The organism is Streptomyces sp. NBC_00154 (assembly GCF_026342835.1).
Taxonomy (GTDB): domain Bacteria; phylum Actinomycetota; class Actinomycetes; order Streptomycetales; family Streptomycetaceae; genus Streptomyces.
Window position 1 is genome coordinate 7,141,116 of sequence record NZ_JAPEMI010000001.1, and the last position, 17,924, is coordinate 7,159,039.

The 17,924-nt window shown below is 68.5% G+C and carries 15 protein-coding genes and 2 pseudogenes; 12 read left to right on the forward strand and 5 right to left on the reverse strand.

All coding sequences use genetic code 11. The features are described 5' to 3' along the window. Nucleotides 1-289 precede the first annotated feature (289 nt). From OHA03_RS31955 to OHA03_RS31965, 3 genes are all read right to left on the reverse strand, one after another. Nucleotides 290-1,216 (reverse strand): CU044_5270 family protein, encoded by a 927-nt coding sequence (locus OHA03_RS31955; RefSeq protein ID WP_267007182.1) that lies wholly within the window; start codon nucleotides 1,214-1,216, stop codon nucleotides 290-292. Next, nucleotides 1,213-1,821 (reverse strand): RNA polymerase sigma factor, encoded by a 609-nt coding sequence (locus tag OHA03_RS31960; RefSeq protein ID WP_267007183.1) that lies wholly within the window; start codon nucleotides 1,819-1,821, stop codon nucleotides 1,213-1,215. Before OHA03_RS31960 ends, OHA03_RS31955 begins: the two co-directional genes overlap by 4 nt. Nucleotides 1,822-2,109: 288 nt before the next feature. Then, entirely contained in the window at nucleotides 2,110-2,316 is a 207-nt protein-coding gene (locus tag OHA03_RS31965; protein WP_267007184.1) for a hypothetical protein, read from the reverse strand. Between the two features lie 131 nt (nucleotides 2,317-2,447). Between OHA03_RS31965 and OHA03_RS31970 the strand changes: the two genes are divergently transcribed. The 5 genes and pseudogenes from OHA03_RS31970 to OHA03_RS31990 all read left to right on the forward strand — a co-directional run bounded on the left by OHA03_RS31970 (nucleotide 2,448) and on the right by OHA03_RS31990 (nucleotide 5,344). Then, nucleotides 2,448-4,415, forward strand: a complete 1,968-nt coding sequence (locus tag OHA03_RS31970) for an Ig-like domain repeat protein (RefSeq protein WP_267007185.1) — start codon at nucleotides 2,448-2,450, stop codon at nucleotides 4,413-4,415. A gap of 73 nt (nucleotides 4,416-4,488) precedes the next feature. Further along, nucleotides 4,489-4,662: a hypothetical protein gene (locus OHA03_RS31975; protein WP_267007186.1), complete on the forward strand. Its 174-nt coding sequence runs from the start codon at nucleotides 4,489-4,491 to the stop codon at nucleotides 4,660-4,662. A 22-nt stretch (nucleotides 4,663-4,684) separates the two neighbouring features. Further along, a pseudogene (locus OHA03_RS31980) lies at nucleotides 4,685-4,850 on the forward strand (transposase); the annotation flags it as partial. Then, nucleotides 4,847-5,059, forward strand: a pseudogene (locus OHA03_RS31985) (IS701 family transposase); the annotation flags it as partial. The pseudogenes OHA03_RS31980 and OHA03_RS31985, both read left to right, overlap by 4 nt. A gap of 12 nt (nucleotides 5,060-5,071) precedes the next feature. Further along, nucleotides 5,072-5,344 (forward strand): hypothetical protein, encoded by a 273-nt coding sequence (locus OHA03_RS31990; RefSeq protein WP_267007187.1) that lies wholly within the window; start codon nucleotides 5,072-5,074, stop codon nucleotides 5,342-5,344. Nucleotides 5,345-5,431: 87 nt separating this feature from the next. Here the strand turns inward: OHA03_RS31990 and OHA03_RS31995 are convergent, their stop codons facing one another. Continuing rightward, nucleotides 5,432-5,998: a GNAT family N-acetyltransferase gene (locus tag OHA03_RS31995; RefSeq protein ID WP_267007188.1), complete on the reverse strand. Its 567-nt coding sequence runs from the start codon at nucleotides 5,996-5,998 to the stop codon at nucleotides 5,432-5,434. 793 nt (nucleotides 5,999-6,791) lie between these two features. Here OHA03_RS31995 and OHA03_RS32000 point away from each other — a divergent pair. The 7 genes from OHA03_RS32000 (at nucleotide 6,792) to OHA03_RS32030 (ending at nucleotide 17,408) form a co-directional block, all read left to right on the forward strand. Continuing rightward, nucleotides 6,792-9,686, forward strand: a complete 2,895-nt coding sequence (locus OHA03_RS32000) for an AAA family ATPase (RefSeq protein WP_267007189.1) — start codon at nucleotides 6,792-6,794, stop codon at nucleotides 9,684-9,686. Between the two features lie 130 nt (nucleotides 9,687-9,816). Continuing rightward, a complete protein-coding gene (locus tag OHA03_RS32005) occupies nucleotides 9,817-9,939 on the forward strand; it encodes a hypothetical protein (RefSeq protein ID WP_267007190.1) in 123 nt (40 codons plus the stop codon). A gap of 52 nt (nucleotides 9,940-9,991) precedes the next feature. Continuing rightward, nucleotides 9,992-14,125 (forward strand): carboxypeptidase regulatory-like domain-containing protein, encoded by a 4,134-nt coding sequence (locus OHA03_RS32010; protein ID WP_267007191.1) that lies wholly within the window; start codon nucleotides 9,992-9,994, stop codon nucleotides 14,123-14,125. A 453-nt stretch (nucleotides 14,126-14,578) separates the two neighbouring features. Continuing rightward, nucleotides 14,579-15,046 (forward strand): Rieske (2Fe-2S) protein, encoded by a 468-nt coding sequence (locus OHA03_RS32015; protein ID WP_267007192.1) that lies wholly within the window; start codon nucleotides 14,579-14,581, stop codon nucleotides 15,044-15,046. A 484-nt stretch (nucleotides 15,047-15,530) separates the two neighbouring features. Further along, nucleotides 15,531-16,316, forward strand: coding sequence for a DeoR/GlpR family DNA-binding transcription regulator (locus OHA03_RS32020; protein ID WP_267007193.1), 786 nt, complete (start codon nucleotides 15,531-15,533; stop codon nucleotides 16,314-16,316). 61 nt (nucleotides 16,317-16,377) lie between these two features. Continuing rightward, nucleotides 16,378-16,731 (forward strand): DUF4406 domain-containing protein, encoded by a 354-nt coding sequence (locus OHA03_RS32025; protein ID WP_267008238.1) that lies wholly within the window; start codon nucleotides 16,378-16,380, stop codon nucleotides 16,729-16,731. Next, nucleotides 16,728-17,408: an NUDIX domain-containing protein gene (locus OHA03_RS32030; RefSeq protein WP_267007194.1), complete on the forward strand. Its 681-nt coding sequence runs from the start codon at nucleotides 16,728-16,730 to the stop codon at nucleotides 17,406-17,408. The genes OHA03_RS32025 and OHA03_RS32030 overlap by 4 nt, the downstream gene beginning before the upstream one ends. Before the next feature lie 145 nt (nucleotides 17,409-17,553). Here the strand turns inward: OHA03_RS32030 and OHA03_RS32035 are convergent, their stop codons facing one another. Next, nucleotides 17,554-17,766, reverse strand: a complete 213-nt coding sequence (locus OHA03_RS32035; protein WP_267007195.1) for a DUF4287 domain-containing protein — start codon at nucleotides 17,764-17,766, stop codon at nucleotides 17,554-17,556. Nucleotides 17,767-17,924 lie beyond the last annotated feature (158 nt).

The following is a 17,924-nucleotide window of genomic DNA, read 5'->3' on the forward strand; positions in this document are numbered from 1 at the left end:
CCCCGGCCCCGGCCCCGGCCCCGGCCCCGGCCCCGGCCCCGGCCCCGGCCTCGGCCCTCGACCAGCGCGGCACCGCCGGCAACCGCGCCGCCTCCTGCCCGTCCGGCGACCACGTCCGCGCATCCCCCACCAGCTCATTCACACACCGTCAACGAGCCTGAAGCCAAAGCATTTCGGACCATAGGAAGAGCATCAGGCCGGATCGGGGGTGCGCCGCGCGGGGTTCCCCACGGACGGAGGTGCGGGTGCATGCACTCCCGTCCGCGGGTTCCGGCCCCCGTCCGGTGGTTCAGCCGATCTTGTTGACCGGGCCGACTTCGAGGTAGGTGGCGCGGGAGTCCGGCATGCCCTTGGCCGTGTCGTACGACTCCAGGAGCTTGCCCGACTCCGGGTCGATCACGAGTCGGGTCGTGCGGGCCGGCAATGTGGTCCTCTTGCCTGTGGCCGGGTCCTCCATCCATCCCGGCCGACCGGTGAACTTCACAGCCGTCCCCTTGCGGCCCTTGGTGTCCTCGACCTGGCCGATGAGCTTCACACCCTCGGTCCTTGCCATGATCTTGAAGAGTGCCGCGCGCACCTCCGGGGCGAGTGGGGCGTCCTGGAGCAGGACCGACGCCTTGCCGAAGGCATTGTCACCGAGCCGCCTCTCCAGCGCGTCCGGGTCCGTCGGCAGGCCCTCCAACTGCTTCCAGGTGAGGAACTCGTCGCCCACCGGCCAGGCCTTCAACTTGCCGCCGAGGACCGGCTTCTGGATGTTCCCGTCGGGGTTCCGGGACCAGAGGTGCCCCTCACGGTCGAACCACGAAGTCGACTGACGCAGCCCGTCGTCCTCGTTGTCGACCTCGACGTGCACGTTCCAGTACGGCGCATCCGTCTCCGGCGCGCCCGCGGCCGTCGCCGCCATCCTGTTCAGGAACTCCGCCGCGGACGCGGACGCCGGGGGCTTGCTCTCGCCGACCCCGATCACCGGATACGCCACCGCGCCCGCGGCGATCGCCGCGACCGCTGCCGCTGCGACGAGCAGACGCCGGCTGCGGGACTGCCTCCGCCGAGGCGCTTCCAGGGGTACGACGACGGCGCCCGCCGAAACCTGGGCGCGGGCCGCTTCCACCACCTGGGCCGAGGGCGGCTCGACGCGTCCCGCCGCGATCAGGTCGTCCGCGCCCGGGAAGTCGAGCACGTCGATGGAGCCGTGGAACTGTGCGTTGTCGGTCATGCCAGGTCTCCAGTCAGCCGGATGCGGGTCTTGGCCGGGGCGAGCGCCGCGTGCGCCCGCAGTCGGCCGCGGGCACGGTGCAACCGCGAACGTGCGGTGCCCGCGGGGATGCCGACCACTGCGGCCGCCTCCGTCGGGGTGAGCTGCTCCCAGGCGATCAGCAGCAACAACTCCTTTTCTTCGTAGGGGAGTTCGCCGATGGCGCGGCGGAGCTCCGGCGCGAGCGCGGATGCGTCGAGCCGGTCGTCGACGGCCGCCCAGTCCATGACGTCCGCGTCGCCGGAGGGCGGCCCCGGACGGTCCTGGGCGAGCCTGCGCCAGTGCGCGGACAGCACGTTCCTGGCCACACCGAACAGCCAGGCGCGGGCCGAGCCGCGCGCCGGATCGAAGTTCCGTCTGGCGGCGTACGCCTGGAGCCACAGCTCGGCAAGCAGGTCGTCGGCGGCGACGGGTGCGCGGCGGGCGAAGTAGCCGTGCAGGGCGGTGGAGTGCCGCGTTACCAGCGGCTCGAAAGCGGCCGGGTCGCGCGCGGAACGCGCCAGCGAATCGTCGTCCCCCACTCCGGTCAAGTCCCGGGTGTCCCCGGTGTCCCCGTTCTTGCTCACGGGCCCTCCCTCCCGACCACCGGCCGGCGGTCTCACCCGGTACTTGTCGCCTGAGCGCCGGAGCGTTCGGACGTGTCCCCGCCGGCCCATTCACCGTCTTTCGGGCGGAGTCCGGAATCCCCGCTGAGCCAACAGCGGCCGTATCTCACTGATCGCTCGGGCGTGTTCCACGGCGCCTTTGGTACTGCGTGGCGAGCGCATGGAGTTGTGGCTGGTGCACGCCGTGCTGGACAACGGTACGGCCCGTTCTGTTGGACTCCGACGGCCAACGGTGTCGGGGTCCGGACTTCACTTCCGCTCCTGCACCGACACCGCGGAGCCGGGGCGATCGTCGAAGCAGAACTGCGCACCCGACGCGCACGTCCGTATCTGCACCAGGTGGTCGACGCCCTGGCCGAGGCCGGCGTCGCCGAACCGGCCCAGATCGAGGTGCGGCAGCCGGCCAGGGAAGACGCGGAAGATCCGGAAAACCCGCTCCCCAACTGTCGCAGCCATGACATACGCTGCGTCTGCGGCCGCGCCCTTCACGTCGTCTTCACATGGACGGCATTCGGGTGTCGCGCGGCCCGACTCATCACCCGGTCTGTCCACCGGGCTTCTCAGTGGGGGTACGAATCAACGTGCGCATGCGCACCGTGTCGACCGCGCTCGCGGTCCTCTTCAGCTCGACGGCCATCGCCGCGGGCACCGTGGGTCCTGCTGCGGCGGATTCCAGCATGGCTCTGTCGATCTCCTCGTACGGCGACATCGCCGTGGACGGTGTCCACAAGCGGGTGTACATCAGCGATCCGGCCGGCAACAAGGTCGTCGTCACCGACTACGCGGGCAAGCTTGTGGCGACCGTCCCTGATCTCTCCGGGGTACGGGACCTGGCGATCACGCCCGACTCCCGTACCGTCTACGCGGCCGTCCCGGGGGAGGACGCCGTCGTGGCCATCGAGACGTCCACCTCGACCGCGGCCGCACGCTACTCGACCGGTGAGAACACCGACCCGCAGACCCTGGCGGTCGCGGGCGGCCGGGTCTGGTTCATGTACGGGCAACAGCCGTCGCACCACCTGGGATCGTTCGACCCTGCGCAGAGCACCCCCGAGATCGTTCTTGACCAACTCCCTGACCTGGGCTTCTACGACGCCCCCGAGTTGGAGTCGGCCGGGAACACTCTCGTGGTCGGTATCCACGGAACTTGGTCGGGTCTCGCCGTGTACGACGTGTCTTCCGGAACACCCGTGCTGCGCAAGCAGGGCATGCCGGCCGAGGCCGCGAACTACATGAACGACTTCGCGCTCAGCGCAGACGCCAAGACGATCGTCGCCGCCTCCGGCGAATCGCCCTACGCGGCGACCGCCATCAATACCGATGACCTCAGCCGCACCGGCGGCTACCCCGTCGAGGCCGGCAACCCCAACTCCGCCGCGATCGCACCGGACGGGACGATCGCCCTGTCCACGTTCAGTTGGTACGACAAGGACATCTACATCTTCAAGCCGGGCGCGAAGACGCCCTACCGCACCTATACGTACGACTTGAACGCATCGGGCGGCGACACCATCGCCAACCAAGGACTCGCCTGGGCCCCTGACGGAAGCAAGCTGTTCGCCATCGCGTCCAGCAACAGCGGTACGCATCTACGTGTCCTCGACAACGCCACTCGCTACCCGGTCAAGGCGAGCGTTTCGGCGCCGGCCAAGGCGACCCGCGGCAAGAAGCTCAGTGCCACCGGCAAGTTGACCTCCGACAAGTCCTTCCCGTCCGGTTCGACGGTCACCATCACCCGCACCGACATCGACTCGCCCAAGGGCAAGTCGCTCGGTACGAAGACGGTCAGCTCCTCCGGCACGTTCTCCTTCACGGACGTGCCGCCCGCCGGCGGCAACGTCACCTACACCGCACAGTACGGTGGCGATGCCACCCACGCACCGGCGTCGGGCAAGGACACGGTCGCTGTGTCGCGCACCGCCACCTCCCTCACCCTCAACCACAACGGCGCGCTGTACTCCTACGGCGCCGATGTCTCGTTCACCGCACACCTCGGATCCACGTACAAGAACCGCACGGTCGAGATCTGGGCTGACCCGTTCGGCTCGGACAAGCCGAAAAAGCTGGTGAAAACGGGCAAGGTCAATTCCAAGGGCAACTTGTCCGCCACGGTGGACATGACCCGGGACACCACGGTCACGGCGGTCTTCGCCGGTGACGCCCGCTCGGCCTCCAAGACGGTGAAGGCCACGGCCTATGCCAAGGTGAAGGTCTCCACGACGATCGCCAAGCAGTACAAGACGGCGAAGATCGGTTCCACCTCGTACGCGTACTTCCACAAGAAGACCAACCCGGTCTTCACCACAACCATGACGTACTACAAGAACCGCTCGCAGAAGCTGAACCTGGAGATCTACTACCAGGGCAAGTGGTACGACGCGGGATCCCAGTACTTCGCGCTCGGCACCAACGGCAAGTCCGTCGTGACCCTGACCGGTACGCACGACACCGGCTACCGGATGCGCATGCGCTCCTCGTACATCAACGGTTCCTCCGGCGACAACGTGAACTCCACCACCCGCGGCGCCTGGAAGTACTTCTACTTCACCAAGTAGTACGCCTCAGCAGGCACGGAAGGACTTCACGGATGGCGCGTGTGCAGAACATCGACGGAATGAGCAGGGAGCCTTGCCCATCCAGGTAAAGGTCGCGGTCGGCTCCGTTCACCATCCGGACTTCCAGGACCGGCGGGTTCCATCGCGCCTACTGGGGGTTGGCCTGGGTCAGCAGCTGCTCGACACCGTCAGTGAGCAATTGCTGCAGGCGAAAACTTTGATCGACCGCTGGGGCGTGTCTCCTTGAGGGGTGGGTCGGTTGATCGGACGTGTCTGTCCGGTTAGTGATCACTGATGCGATGTGGGACCGGATCGAGCCGCTGATGCCGGCCGATCCGGTCCGCACCTGCTCGCCCTGGCGGGGACCTGCCTCAAGAGCTTGGACCCTTTCAGACCGCGCACAAACGCCCGATCAAGTGGGCCATGGACGGCACCAGTTTCGGTGTTTCACCTCATGGTCCCGCTGGGACACCCTGGCCATGCTCGCCCACGCCTTCCTCGCCGCCGTCCGCGCCGACGAACCCGCCCGCCATCCTGCCCCGGACGGGCTGATCCCGCTCACCTGCAACGAGATCCAGCGGTCGTTCACGGCGCTCGTCCGGCCCATGTCTGAGAGAAAACATCAGGGGGATCTCGAGCTCTGACGCGAGGAGGACATGGCGGAGTTCGTGCCGAGTCCGGTGGGGGCGAACCCCGGGGAACTGATCCCGGTGGCGTCGGCCACGACGGGCGAGGCGGTTTTCCTTCGCATTCCCGACAACCCCTCGTCGCCCTGGCGCGTCGTGGTCCAGGAGTTCGACAGTCCGGCCTGGACTCTCTACGAGATGACGTTCAGTGAGTGGTTGCTGGCTTATCTCAAGGGTGGGGACGTGACGTTGTGTTCTCGCAACTTCGCGCCTGACGGCCCGTTCTGGGACTTCCTACCCTGAAAATGACTGCGATGTATCCCCTGTGCTGGTGGCAGGAGATACCACCGTGTGAAGACATACCCGTGATCACCTGGGCCACGTTGTTGATCAGGATTCAGTGGTCTGCTGCGATGTGGTGGCCGCGGCCTTCCCGCAGCCAGGCGAGATCGCGCTGCGTGGCGGGAGGACCAGGTCGCGCTGATACCAGGTGCCTGGCTTACCGCCGATGTGGGCTGGGTCGGCGGGGCCGACGGGAACGAACCCGGCTTTGGTCAGCACCTTTTGGGACGCGAGGTTCTGGCGGGCCGTGGCCGCTCGCAATGTGCGCAGCCCGTGCTGGGCCGCCGACAGCTGGCACACTTCCCGAACGGTCGCGGTCGCCACGCCGCGCCCGGCGACGTGCTGCGCGACCCGGTAGCCGAGTTCCGCAGTGTGGTCCTCGATGTCGACCAGGTTGAACCTGCCGAGTACCGAGCTGTCCTCGGCGATGAGCACGTAGAAGGCGCAGATGCCCGCCTCCTGCTCAGCCAGCAAGGCGTTGTACCTGTCGGTGAACTGGGCGAAGAAGTCGTCGCCGCGGTCGGAGACCGAGGCAGCGAAGTAGGCGCGATTCGCCAACTCGAAGGCCAAGACCGCCGGGGCATGGCTGACATGCAGCCGCTTCAGCTCGGGCATTGCCCCACCCTACCCAGGTGGTACGCCGAGGCCACCTGGTTTCCGCCAGCGGCAGACGGCCTCAAGCCCAAGGTGGACGGTGAATTGCATGCGGTAGATCATGACGGCCTGAGGTGATGCTTCCGGAATGTCGTTCTTCGGTCCAGGCCGAATCAGGTCGAGATCGTAGCGTTCGCAGGTGAGGCTGATCGCGCAGTCAGCAGGAGTCGACGGCGCACGGGTACTGAGCAGCCACGATTTGGTCATGGAGTCAAATGACCGATGCAGCCCTGGGCCCGGGTGCATGGTCGACACATGAACTCCCAGGTGGTGGCCGAGGACGCCCGACAACGTACGTGTTCTTGCGTTTTCACCTCACTCGAGGGGTCTCCTTGCCCAGCGTTCCCATTTCCCGACCAGAGCCGATCGCGCTTGCCGCGGTTGCCGCTCCGACGACAGGGGTCATACCGGCCACCGCCGCGGTACCCGCGGATACCGGTCCCATGCCGTCCGCAGGCGCCGTTCGCCACAGGGACACGACTTTGCCCCCGAGGGAACGCCCGGCGCGGCCGGCATACGCATGTGGCTGACCACCACCATCTCCACGGATCACGCCCGTTTCCGCCGGGGCGGCTACTGGTACGTCTCCGGCGGGCTTCCTACCCGTAACTCGCGCCCGGCCGTCCGACAGGCGTGAGGGACCCGGCACCACTTCTGTGGACCAGTTGCGCGCCAAGAGTCCCAGCACACCGGGGCGGCCCGGCGAACTGCTGGCCAGCGACCTGCTGAACACGTTGGGAGTTACTTCAGATCCATGACCGCACCGGCGACATCCCCTGTATGCCGCCGCCCCCGCTTTGTCGGGCGCGACGCGGAACTGAAGCGTGTGACGGACGCCCTGCAGCAGTTGCCCGCACTTGTGCTGGTGGAGGGCGAGGCGGGCATCGGCAAGAGCCGCTTGGTGCGGGAGGCCTTGGCGGCGGTCGCCATCGGAGGTCCGCGCACGCTGGTGGCGGTGTGCCCGCCGTTCCGTGAGGCGCTGACCCTCGGCCCGATCGTTGACGCCGCCCGACAGGCCGCACCGAGTGGCGCCGATGTGGCGGACCTCGGATTGTCGGCGCTGGCCGGTGCGCTGCGGCCGCTGTTCCCGGAATGGGCGGACGGCCTGCCGTCCGCGCCGGAGCCGCTGGCCGATGCCGGCGCCGCCCGGCACCGGCTGATCCGGGCCTTCGCCGAACTCCTTGACCGTCTCGGAATCGACATCCTGGTCGTCGAGGACGTGCACTGGGCGGACGAGGCGACGCTGGAGTTCCTGCTGTTCCTGGCCTCACGGCAGCCGTTCCCGCTCACCCTGGTGATGACCTGCCGTCCCGAGGAGGTGGCCGCCGACTCCCTGCTGTTGCGCCTGTCCTCCCGGGTACCGACGAGCGCGGGGATCAGTCACGCACGTGTGGGCCTGACCGGACTCGCGGTGTCGGACACCGCGGAGCTCGTGTCGTCGATGCTGGACGACGAACACGTCTCCACCGAGTTCGCCACATTCCTGCACGACCGTACCGAGGGCGTGCCGCTCGCGTTGGAGGAGTGCGTCCGGCTGCTGCGGGACCGGGCCGACCTGGTCCGGCGGGACGGCGAATGGATGCGGCGCACCCTCGACGAGATCGCCGTGCCGCCGACGATCCGGGACGCCGTCACCGAGCGGGTGGCCCGGCTCGGGGCCGACGCCCGGCGAGTGCTGCTCGCGGCTGCCGTCCTGAGCGATCCGGCGAACGAGAGGACGCTGGGGACGGTCAGTGGGCTGACCGGGGTCGCGGGCGACCAGGAGTCAGGCCTCGGCGGCCGGACGGGCCGTCCGGCAGATTTCGCCATCGCGCCGGCCTGGGGGACCGCCGCCACGGTGGTCGAATCAGCCGTCTTCGACGCGGTACGCAGTGGCCTGCTGGTCGAGGTCGGCTCCGGCTCGGGCCGTATCGCGTTCCGGCATACGCTCGCCGCCCTGACGGTGTACGACCGGGCGTCGGCGTCCGAACGTCGCGCCGTTCACAGCCGCGCCGCCGCGCTGCTGGAGACCGCCCGGCCCCGGCCCGTCGGCCGGCTCGCCCATCACTTCCGGCAGGCCGGCGAGATCGTGCGGTGGTGCGAGTACGCCGGGCAGGCAGCGGACATCGCCCTCGCGTCCGGTGACCACGTCACAGCCCTCGCCTTTCTGCACGAATTGATCAACGAACCGGGGCTGCCCGCGGAAGCGGTCGCCCCATTGGTGCGGAAGATGCCGTTCCAGGCGTTCACCGGCTACACCCGGCGTGCGGATGTCCTGGCCACATTGCGCGCCGTCCTCGAAACGGACCGGCTCAGCGCGCGCGACCGCGCCGAAGTGCGCAGCCAGCTCGCTCAGATCCTCATCCAACTCGGTGAGTACGCCGCTGCAGCGGGGGAGTTGGAGCCGGCGATACCCGACCTCGTCGACGGGACATACGCCGGCGGCTGGGCGATGACCGCGCTCGGATATCCGGTGCTGAGCGGAACTTGGCCGGCCAAGACCCATCTGCGCTGGCTGGAGCGGGCCCGGCAGTTCACCGCCGGTGCGACGCTCTCCCCGCATGAGCGGATGTCCTTGCTGGTCAACCGTACGACCGCGCTGCTCGAACTCGGCGAGGAATCCGGCTGGGTGCTCGCCGAGGAACTGGGCGACGACGAGTCGACACCACAGCTGGCCCTCCAACGCGGCCGAGCCGAATTGAACATCGGGGACGCGGCGATTCGGTGGGGACGGTACGCGGAGGCCCGACAGCGACTGACGAGGGCCGTCGATGTCGCGGGGCGGCACGCGTACCAGTTGCTCGCAGACCTGGCAGGAGTGACGCTCCTCCACCTCGACTACTTGACCGGGGCGTGGCAGGGCCTGGCCGAGCGGGCCGGGCAGTGGTCGGACGTGGGCGAAGAGCCCTTGTGCCGACTGCAGGCCCTACTGGTTGTGGCCCAGGTGAAGTTGGCGACAGTGGGCGCGGATGAGGATGTCGAAGATCTGCTGCGGACGGTGCGGGAGGAAGGCGAACGCCGCGGCGCCGTCGGTCTGTGGCTGGAGCCTGCCGCGGCGCAGGCACGGCTCAGGCTCGCCGCGGGTGACACCGAGGAGGCCCTTGCACTCACCGAGGACCCCATACGTCTGGTCATGCGCAAGGGCATCTGGTTCTGGGCGACGGATGTCGCACCTGTGCGCGTGGCCGCGCTGGCCGCGGCCGGGCGGCAGGAGGAGGCGGAGCGTCTCGTGGCCGCCTTCGAGGAGGGGCTGAGCGGGCGGCGCGCGCCCGCTGCGCGTGCGGGACTGGAGGAGTGCCGTGCGGCGCTTGCCGAGGGCCGGGGAGAGTTCGAAGCGGCGGCGCGGGCCTGGGGCAACGTGGCTCAGGCGTGGTCGCAGCTGCCGAGGCCGTACGCAGCGGCACGGGCTCAGGAAGGCGTCGAGCGCTGCACGGCCGCCGCGCGGGACGGGCGGCGCGGCGGACGGCGCGGATACGGGAACCAGCTGTCGCCACGGGAGTTGGAGGTGGTACGGCTGATGCTGCAGGGACTGACGAACCGTCAGATAGCCGTGGAGCTGTCGAGGTCACCCAGCACCGTCACGGCGCAGTTGAAGTCGGCCATGCGCAAATACGGGGTGACGTCCAGAACGGCCTTGGCCGTGAACGTGACGCAGGCGGGGAGCTTCTGAACGGCGCGGACTCGTCCGTGCACGTCCACGCATTCTTTAGCCCATTTGACCAATCGCACATGTCCGCTCACCAGACCCATACTCACAGGCGCACGGCGTTCATCCGGAGCGCAGCAACTGAGGGTTTTTCATGAGTGATGGCAAGGACACGAGTTCGTGCGAGCACGAACTTCACGGCGATCGGGACGAGCCGGAGGGCGTGGACGGAGAGGGTGCCGACCGCGAGGAGCCCTCTGGCTACGAACCGCTCTGACTCCGCCCCACCCCGACTGAAGGGTTGTCTGTTCATGATAAGACGTGGGCGCTTGCGCGCTCCTGTTTCGTTCCTTATAGCCGCCTGCCTAGGCCTGTTCGCCGCGGCCCAGGTTCCCGCCATCGCGGCCGATCCGGCGGCCGGGGCCCGGAAACCCACCGCCGCCGTCCCGGCGGAGGTGGCACGGCAGGCAGAAAGGGCCGCTGCTGCGGCCCGGCAGGACAACAAGCCCTCGCCGTCGAAAATCGCGGGCCTGGTTCACCGCTACGCGCCCGCCGACTGCAACACCCCGACGCCGAAGAAGCACACCGCGAGCTGCCAGGCGTTGGTGCGGACGACATCCGACCAGCGCGTCATGGTCAGAGCGGCCGGCCCACCGTCCACGGCCTTGACTCCCACGGACATCCAGTCCGCCTACCGCCTGCCGGCCACCGGCCAGGGCCAGACCGTCGCGATCGTGGACGCTTATGGATATGCCGACGCGGAGGCCGATCTCGGCAAGTACCGCGAACAGTTCGGACTGCCCGCGTGCACCACGGAGAACGGGTGCTTCCGCAAGGTCGACCAGCGAGGCGGCGTCAACTACCCGTCGGACGACCAGGGATGGTCGCTGGAGACCGCTCTCGACCTCGACGCGGTCTCGTCGGCCTGCCCCGCCTGCCACATCCTGCTGGTCCAGGGGGACAGTGCGAGCGTGGGTGACCTGGGTACCGCCGTCAATACCGCGGTGGAGCTCGGTGCCAAGTTCGTGTCCAACTCCTACGGTCTGGCGGACGCCAATGCGTCCGACCTGAGCGGCGCCGACTACGACCATCCCGGTGTGGTGGTCACCGCATCTTCCGGCGACACCGGCAACGAGGTCATCTGGCCGTCCTCCGACCCGAATGTCGTCGCCACCGGCGGTACGCTGCTGACCCGTGCCCCCGGCGCCGCGCGTGGGTGGACGGAGAGCGCCTGGTCCGGCGCCGGCAGCGGCTGCTCCACCTTCGAGCCGCAGCCGGACTACCAGAGCGGATCGGCGACGAACTGTCCGCGCAGAGCCACCGCAGACATCTCCGCGGTCGCCGACCCGCAAAGCGGCCTGGCGGTGTACAACTCGCTCAACGACGGCTGGCTCCAGGTGGGCGGCACGAGCCTGTCCTCGCCGCTGATCGCTGCGATGTACGCACTGGCGGGAACCCCGGCTGCGGGTACGTACCCGGTGACCTACCCCTATGCCCACCAGACCAAGGGCCTCTTCGACATCACCGAGGGCGTCAACGGCGCCTGCGGCGACGTGCTGTGCGAGGCCGGACCCGGCTGGGACGGGCCCACCGGACTCGGCACACCGGACGGCGTCTCCGCCCTCGTCCCGGCTCCGACCGGGGTCGTAAACGGCCGCCTCACGGACCGGACGACCGGTAAGCCGCTCGCAGGGGCGACCGTCACGCTGACGGACAAGGCCGACCAGTTCCTGTCTCACGCCAAGACGGACAGTGCAGGCGCCTACCGCGTCACCGTCCCAGCCGGCACCTACGACGTGTCGGCGTCGCTCTTCGGTTACGGGACCGGCACCCGCAGCGGGATCGCCGTGACCGCCGACCACACCGCCACCGCGGACATGGCGCTGACGAAGACACCGAACCACAAGGTGACAGGCAAGGTGACCGACGGGTCCGGGCACGGCTGGCCGCTCTACGCCAAGATCACCATCGACGGCTACCCGAACGGGCCGGTGTACACCGACCCGAAGACCGGGGACTACTCGATGGACCTGCCCGAACAGGCCGACTACGCGATGCACCTCACGCCGGTCTATCCCGGATACAGGTCATCCGACTCCACCATCAAGATCGGTACGGGCGACGTACAGCACAACGTCTCCGTGGCCGCGGACCTCGAGCAGTGCACCGCGCCCGGATTCGCCTACCCCGCACAAGCCTCCTTCGAGGGCTGGACCACGGATCCGAAGTACGGGTGGACCGTCACCAACAAGGACCCCTCCGCACTCGGCTGGCAGTTCGACGGGTCGTGGAACCTCATCGGCGACGCGGGCTTCGCCGTCGCCAACCCCTACGGCACCGGCGGCAAGGCGCAGGACACGGCTCTGATCTCGCCGCCGTTCGACCTGACCGGGCAGAAGAGTGCCGACCTGCGGTTCAACGCGCTGTCCTTGCTGCCGGCGGACTCCGAGGCGGACGTGTCCGTCACCACCGACGGCGGCGCAACCTGGACGCGGGTGTACAAGGGCGAGTCCGAATTCTTCGGACACGTCGAGGTCCCGCTCACCCAGGCACTGGGCCATCGCAATGTCCAGGTCCGCTTCCACTTCAGCGGCGACGGCCAGTCGATCTTCGAGGTGTCCAGTGTGTCGGTCGGCCAGTGCCGGACGCTCGGCGGCGGGCTGATCCAGGGGAGCGTCAGCGACGCCAACACCCATCAGCCGGTCAACGGCGCCACTGTCAAGAACACTTCCGCCGACGCCGCGGACATGTACGCCACCGCGGTCAGCACCGCCACCCCGAACGACCCCACCCTGCCTGACGGCTTCTACTGGCTGTACAGCTCGAAGGCTGGGCAGAACACGGTCACCACGACCGCTCCGCGGTACGTGACGGACAAGGCGACCGTCACCGCCTCCGACGCGGTGCACACTTACAGCCCCGCGCTGCAGGCCGGGCGGTTGAAGGTCGAGCCCGGCAAGGTGTCGCTGAACACCGCACTGGGTGGCAAGGCGAGCCAGGACATCACGCTCACCAACACCGGACACGCGCCGCTCAGGGTCACGGTGGTCGAGCAGAACGCCCCTGCGCCCGACGCCGCCACGAAGCCGGCCCCGGCCGACGGGTCGTGGCAGACGCTGCCCGACTACCCCGAGCCGGTCAGGAGCAGTGTCGTCGGTTCGTACCGGGGCAAGACGTACTCGGTGGGTGGAATGGACAAGATGTGGGGAGGGCGCGTACTCAGCCATGGTTACGTGTACGACCAGGCCGCCGAGTCCTGGTCGCGGATCGCCGACCTGCCGCAGCCGCGGAACTCCGCCACAGGCGCGTTCGTGAACGGCACGTTGTATGTGGCCGGCGGGTTTGGCTACGACGCGAGCGGGGCCGTCGGATGGACATCCACCACCTACGCGTACCACCCGAACAGCGACAGTTGGTCACGGGTGGCGGATCTCCCGCAGGCACTGGCTGACGCCACCGTCGCGGTACTGGACGGCAAGCTGTACGTGATAGGAGGAGTCACGGCCGACGGGTCCTCGAGTTCGACCGTTTACCGCTACGACCCGGCTCGAAACGCCTGGAGCCGGATCGCCGACTATCCGGTCGCCATGAGCGCCGGCGGATGCGGCGGGATCGTCGGCGGCATCGTGTGCGCGGGCGGCCTGAACGATTCGGACGGGCATATCACTGCCTTGGCGAACACGTACATCTACCACCCGAAGACCGACACCTGGACGCGGGCCACCGACATGCCGCACACCCAGCTCCGCGCGACGTACAGCTCCGCCAATGGTCAACTCCAGGTCGTCGGGGGCGTGGATTATCCCTCGGCGGCGATGACCCACCGCGCCATGCAGTACGACCCGGAAGCCAATGTCTGGACCGGCCTGCCCAACGCACCCGAAGCGGTCGCCGATGCCGGGCGTAGCACCGGCTGCGGGCTTTCCCGGATCGGCGGGACGGCTGATGCGTTCGGGGTATCCACCACCACCGGCGCTGCGATGCTGACCGGGTTCGACCAGTGCGGCGGCGACGATGTGAGCTGGCTGTCGAAGAACAAGTCGACCGTGAACCTGGCGCCCGGCCACTCGACGCGGATCCGTGTCACCGCCGACACCGACGCCCTCACGGCCCCGGGCACGTACGCGGCCACCTTGTCCATGATCACCGACACGCCGTACGTGTACCAGCCCGTCCCGGTCACGCTGAAGGCTACCGCCCCCGCCTCCTGGGCGGAGATCTCCGGCACGGTCACCGACGCGGCCACCGGCAAGATCCTCCCCGGAGCGACGGTTGCCCTGTCACACGCGGGCAAGCACCTCATCACGGTCACGACCAACAGCCGTGGCGTGTACGACGTGTGGCTGAAGGCGACCGCGCCGACCATCACCGTCACCGATGACGGATACGGCAAGCGCAGTAAGAAGGTGAGCATGAAGCGCGGCAGCCTGACGAAGGCCGACTTCGCCCTGCCGAGCAGCTGACCGACGCCCCGGCGTTCCGGTATGCCGACCACTGACGTACCGAAATGCCGACGCACAGAGGGGACGTCCCCGCCGGAGACCTCCGGCGGGGACGTCCCCGCACCCGCCTCGAATCGGGCAGGTCATCGCGACGATTGCAGCAGGACTTCTTCATCAGCGCTGGTCAACGGCTTGGGCGTGGAGAGTTTTGCGGGCTCGATTGGGGGTGGGACGGTCTTTGGCGGGCCGTCGTGCGAACGTGTGGCCGCGCTGCTTGTAGTGGCAACGGCGGGCGCGTGCATGGTGGCGGCGACGCCAGTAGGAGGACGTCAGTGCATAGTCGCGTCCTGAGCCTTCTGCCACTCGGGCGAGCTTGCCGCCAGGTTGCTAGGACCCAGGGGCCCGCGGGGTCACGATGCCTGTGCCGGGAGCGGACGGTTCACGGTGTCGTGGCCACCACGCAGGGAGCACGCCATGCATGCAGGGCGAAGGACGGTACTCACGGCAGGTGCGGCGGGCGCCGCCGGGCTGGTGACCGCTTGCGGCTCGTCCGGGGACCGGGGCGGGAGCACGGCATCCGCTCCGGAGACCTCCCGGGGCGCGACGCCGAGCACCGGGGCAGGCGCGGCGAGTGCCAAGGGTTCCGTACCGGGAGGAGAGGCTCTCGCCAAGACATCGGACATTCCGGTCGGAGGCGGCAAAGTCTTCGCGGAGCAGGAGGTCGTGGTGACCCAGCCCAAGGAGGGCGAGTTCAAGGGCTTCTCCGCCATCTGCACCCACATGGGGTGCACCGTCGCCGAGGTCAGCGATGGCACCATCAACTGCCCCTGCCACGGCAGTCGGTACCGCATCACGGACGCTGCGGTCGTGGCCGGTCCCGCGCCGCAGCCGCTGGCTGCCGAACGGATCACCGTCACCGGTGACACCATTCGGCTCGGATGACGCCCCTTTGGACCAGTTCCTGGCGGATCTGGCTGTGGGGCTCAGCGTCATCGACGACGCCTCGCCGGCGAGCGACATCGGTTTCCATCTTGAGCAGTTTCCACCTTGAGTAGGCCCGTGACGCAATGTGGACAGCCCAGCGACTGCTACCGCCCCCGGCGGCGAACTCGTTCGGCTCGGCCGGGAGGGGACCCGGAACGCCGACTGGGGGATCGCGGCCTTCTCGCTCGCGCTGCCCGTCGAGCCGGTCCAGGCCTACGGGAGCGCTTTCTCGCCCTTGGTCGCCCGGGAGGGGCCGAGGCGACCCCGCGCAGCCCAGCAAGGTCAGTTGCTTCACCGCTGATGGCCTCGGGCAGCACGTGTCAGCGTAAGGCGGGTGCATCGGCCTTTTACGGGGCACTGCGGAGAAGGATCGGGCGCTGGCGTGGAACTCAGTTCGCACACAAGATTGGTCATTCGAACATCAGCATGGTAGAAAACGGTCATGGGTGTCGCCAATCGTTTGGACCTGACCCTGCGCTTGGTACAGGGCTCCGACCGGGTGTCCGTGTCGGAGCTCTCTCAGCGCCTGGGCGTGTCGGAGATGACCGTGCGCAGGGACCTGGATGCGCTGGAAGGGCAGGGTCTGGTGCGCCGCGTGCACGGCGGAGCCGTGGCCACGCGCTCGCGGGCCGAGGACGCGGGATTCTTGGCGCGGGAGCCGTGGCAGGCCGCTACCAAGGACCGCCTGGGCGCCGCCGCGGCCGCGCTGGTTGAACCCGGATCGCGGGTACTGCTGGACGCGGGGACCACGACGGTGCACGTTGCCGAGCATCTGGCGGCCCGGGCGCCGCTGACGATCGCCGTGCTGAGCCTTCAGGCCGCGGTGTGCCTGGCCGACCGGCCCGGGATCGAGCTCCTGGTCGTGGGCGGCCGCTCCCGTCCTGGCGAGCGTTCCTTCGTGGGTCCGCTGGCGCTGCGCACGCTGGAGTCCTTGGCCTTCGACTGCTTCGTGATGTCCATCGGTGGTGTGCACGCCGAGCACGGCTGGTCGGAGTTCTCGCTGGACGATGCCGCTGTCAAACAGGCGGGACTCGCCCGGGCCGCCCGTACCGTCGCGGTGGCGGACGCGACCAAGCTCGGCGTGCGCGCGTTCAGCCGGGTCGCCCCCCTCGATGCCGTGCACCGTTTCGTCACCGACAGCGCCGCCGAAGACGGCCGTACGCACCCTGGCGGCCCGCAGACGCTGGACGCCCTGCGCGAGGCGGGCGTCGACACTGTCCTGGCCTGACCCTTGTCTCCCGCCCCCTCCTGAGGAGTGTTCCATCGTGGCCACCGATCCACGCTCGCTGATGATCCTCGTCGCCGGTCCCTACCGATCGGGCACCGGCGACGACCCGCACACGCTTGAAGCCAACGTCCGGGCGATGAATCAGACCGCTCTCGTCCTGTTCCGCGCCGGGCACCTCCCCGTCACCGGCGAGGCCCTAGCCCTGCCGCTCCTGGAGACCGCGGGTAGCACCCGGCCCGGCGATCCGCTTTTCCGCGAGATCTTCCACCCCGTCGCCGAGCAACTGCTCACCCGCTGCGACGCCGTTCTGCGGATCGGCGGCCCTTCCGAGGGAGCGGACCAGATGGTTGCCCAGGCCCGCGCCCAGGGCAAGTACGTCTACACCAGCCTCACCGACGTGCCGGCCGCCCGATGACCGCCGGCCTCGATACCCCCGACCGCCGCGGACGCACCGGCCTGGATCAGCACGGCCGCGACCTGGACGGCAACCCGGACGTGCGGATCCGCGAAGTGGAGGTGCTCTCCTGCGACTGGTATGTCCTGCGCAAGACCACCTTTGACTACCAGCACAGTGACGGACACGTCAGCCGCGAGCAGCGCGAGACCTACGACCGCGGCGATGGGGCGACCATCCTGCTCCACAACGCCGACCACCGCACTGTGCTGCTCACCCGCCAGTTCCGCCTCCCCGCCTACGTCAACGGTCACCCCGACGGCATGCTCCTGGAAACCGCCGCCGGGCTCCTCGACGGCGACAGCCCGCACGAAGCGATCCGCCGCGAAGCAGCCGAAGAGACCGGACACGTCATCGGCACTCCCGAGCACGTCTTCGACGTCTACATGAGCCCCGGCTCCGTCACTGAACGCCTGCACTTCTACGCCGCCCCCTACGACCCGGCGGACAACCCCACCGGGGGAACCGGAATCGCCGCCGAGGGTGAGGACATCACCACCGTCGAACTCCCCTTCGCCGACGCACTCGACATGGTGCGCAACGGCATGATCGCCGACGCCAAAACCATCATGCTGCTCCAATGGGCAGCCCTCGAAGGCCCGTTCCGACAGGCTGGCCCACTCGCCCACCAGAGCTGAGACAAGCCCCCTGGTCCGGCTGACGGGTTCGGCTTCCAGCGCGAAGTGCGGTGCACGGACAACCCCGGTTCGTCGGCAGGTTCTTATTTCGCAACGGGATCGCAACCGGTGGCGATGGGCTCTGCCAGTGCCGGGATGGAGCGGCTTACTTCCCGCTGTCCTCGGCAAGAGTGTGCGCGACAAGGGCGTTTGCGTGACCGTGCCCGAGCCCGTGTCCGGTTTTGAGCCAGGAGGCGAGTTCCATATGCCGGGTCAAGGGCGAGGAGCGGATGATGTCCTTCCACTCTGCTATCGGGCGGCCGTACTTCTTCTCAATCGAAGGGAAGTAGCCGGCAGGGCCCTTCACGGTTTCAGTCATGTCGCAGTGTCCCATCCCTCGGCGCAAAACGATCTTGTGGCGTTGATGCCCTCTGCTTGTATGACCGGAGGCGCCAGGCGGAGTAATCGGTCGGACGAAGTGACTTGCGCCACGTTCGATCTTGCGTGACTTCCCCGCCCCGCACCGGCCGGAACGAT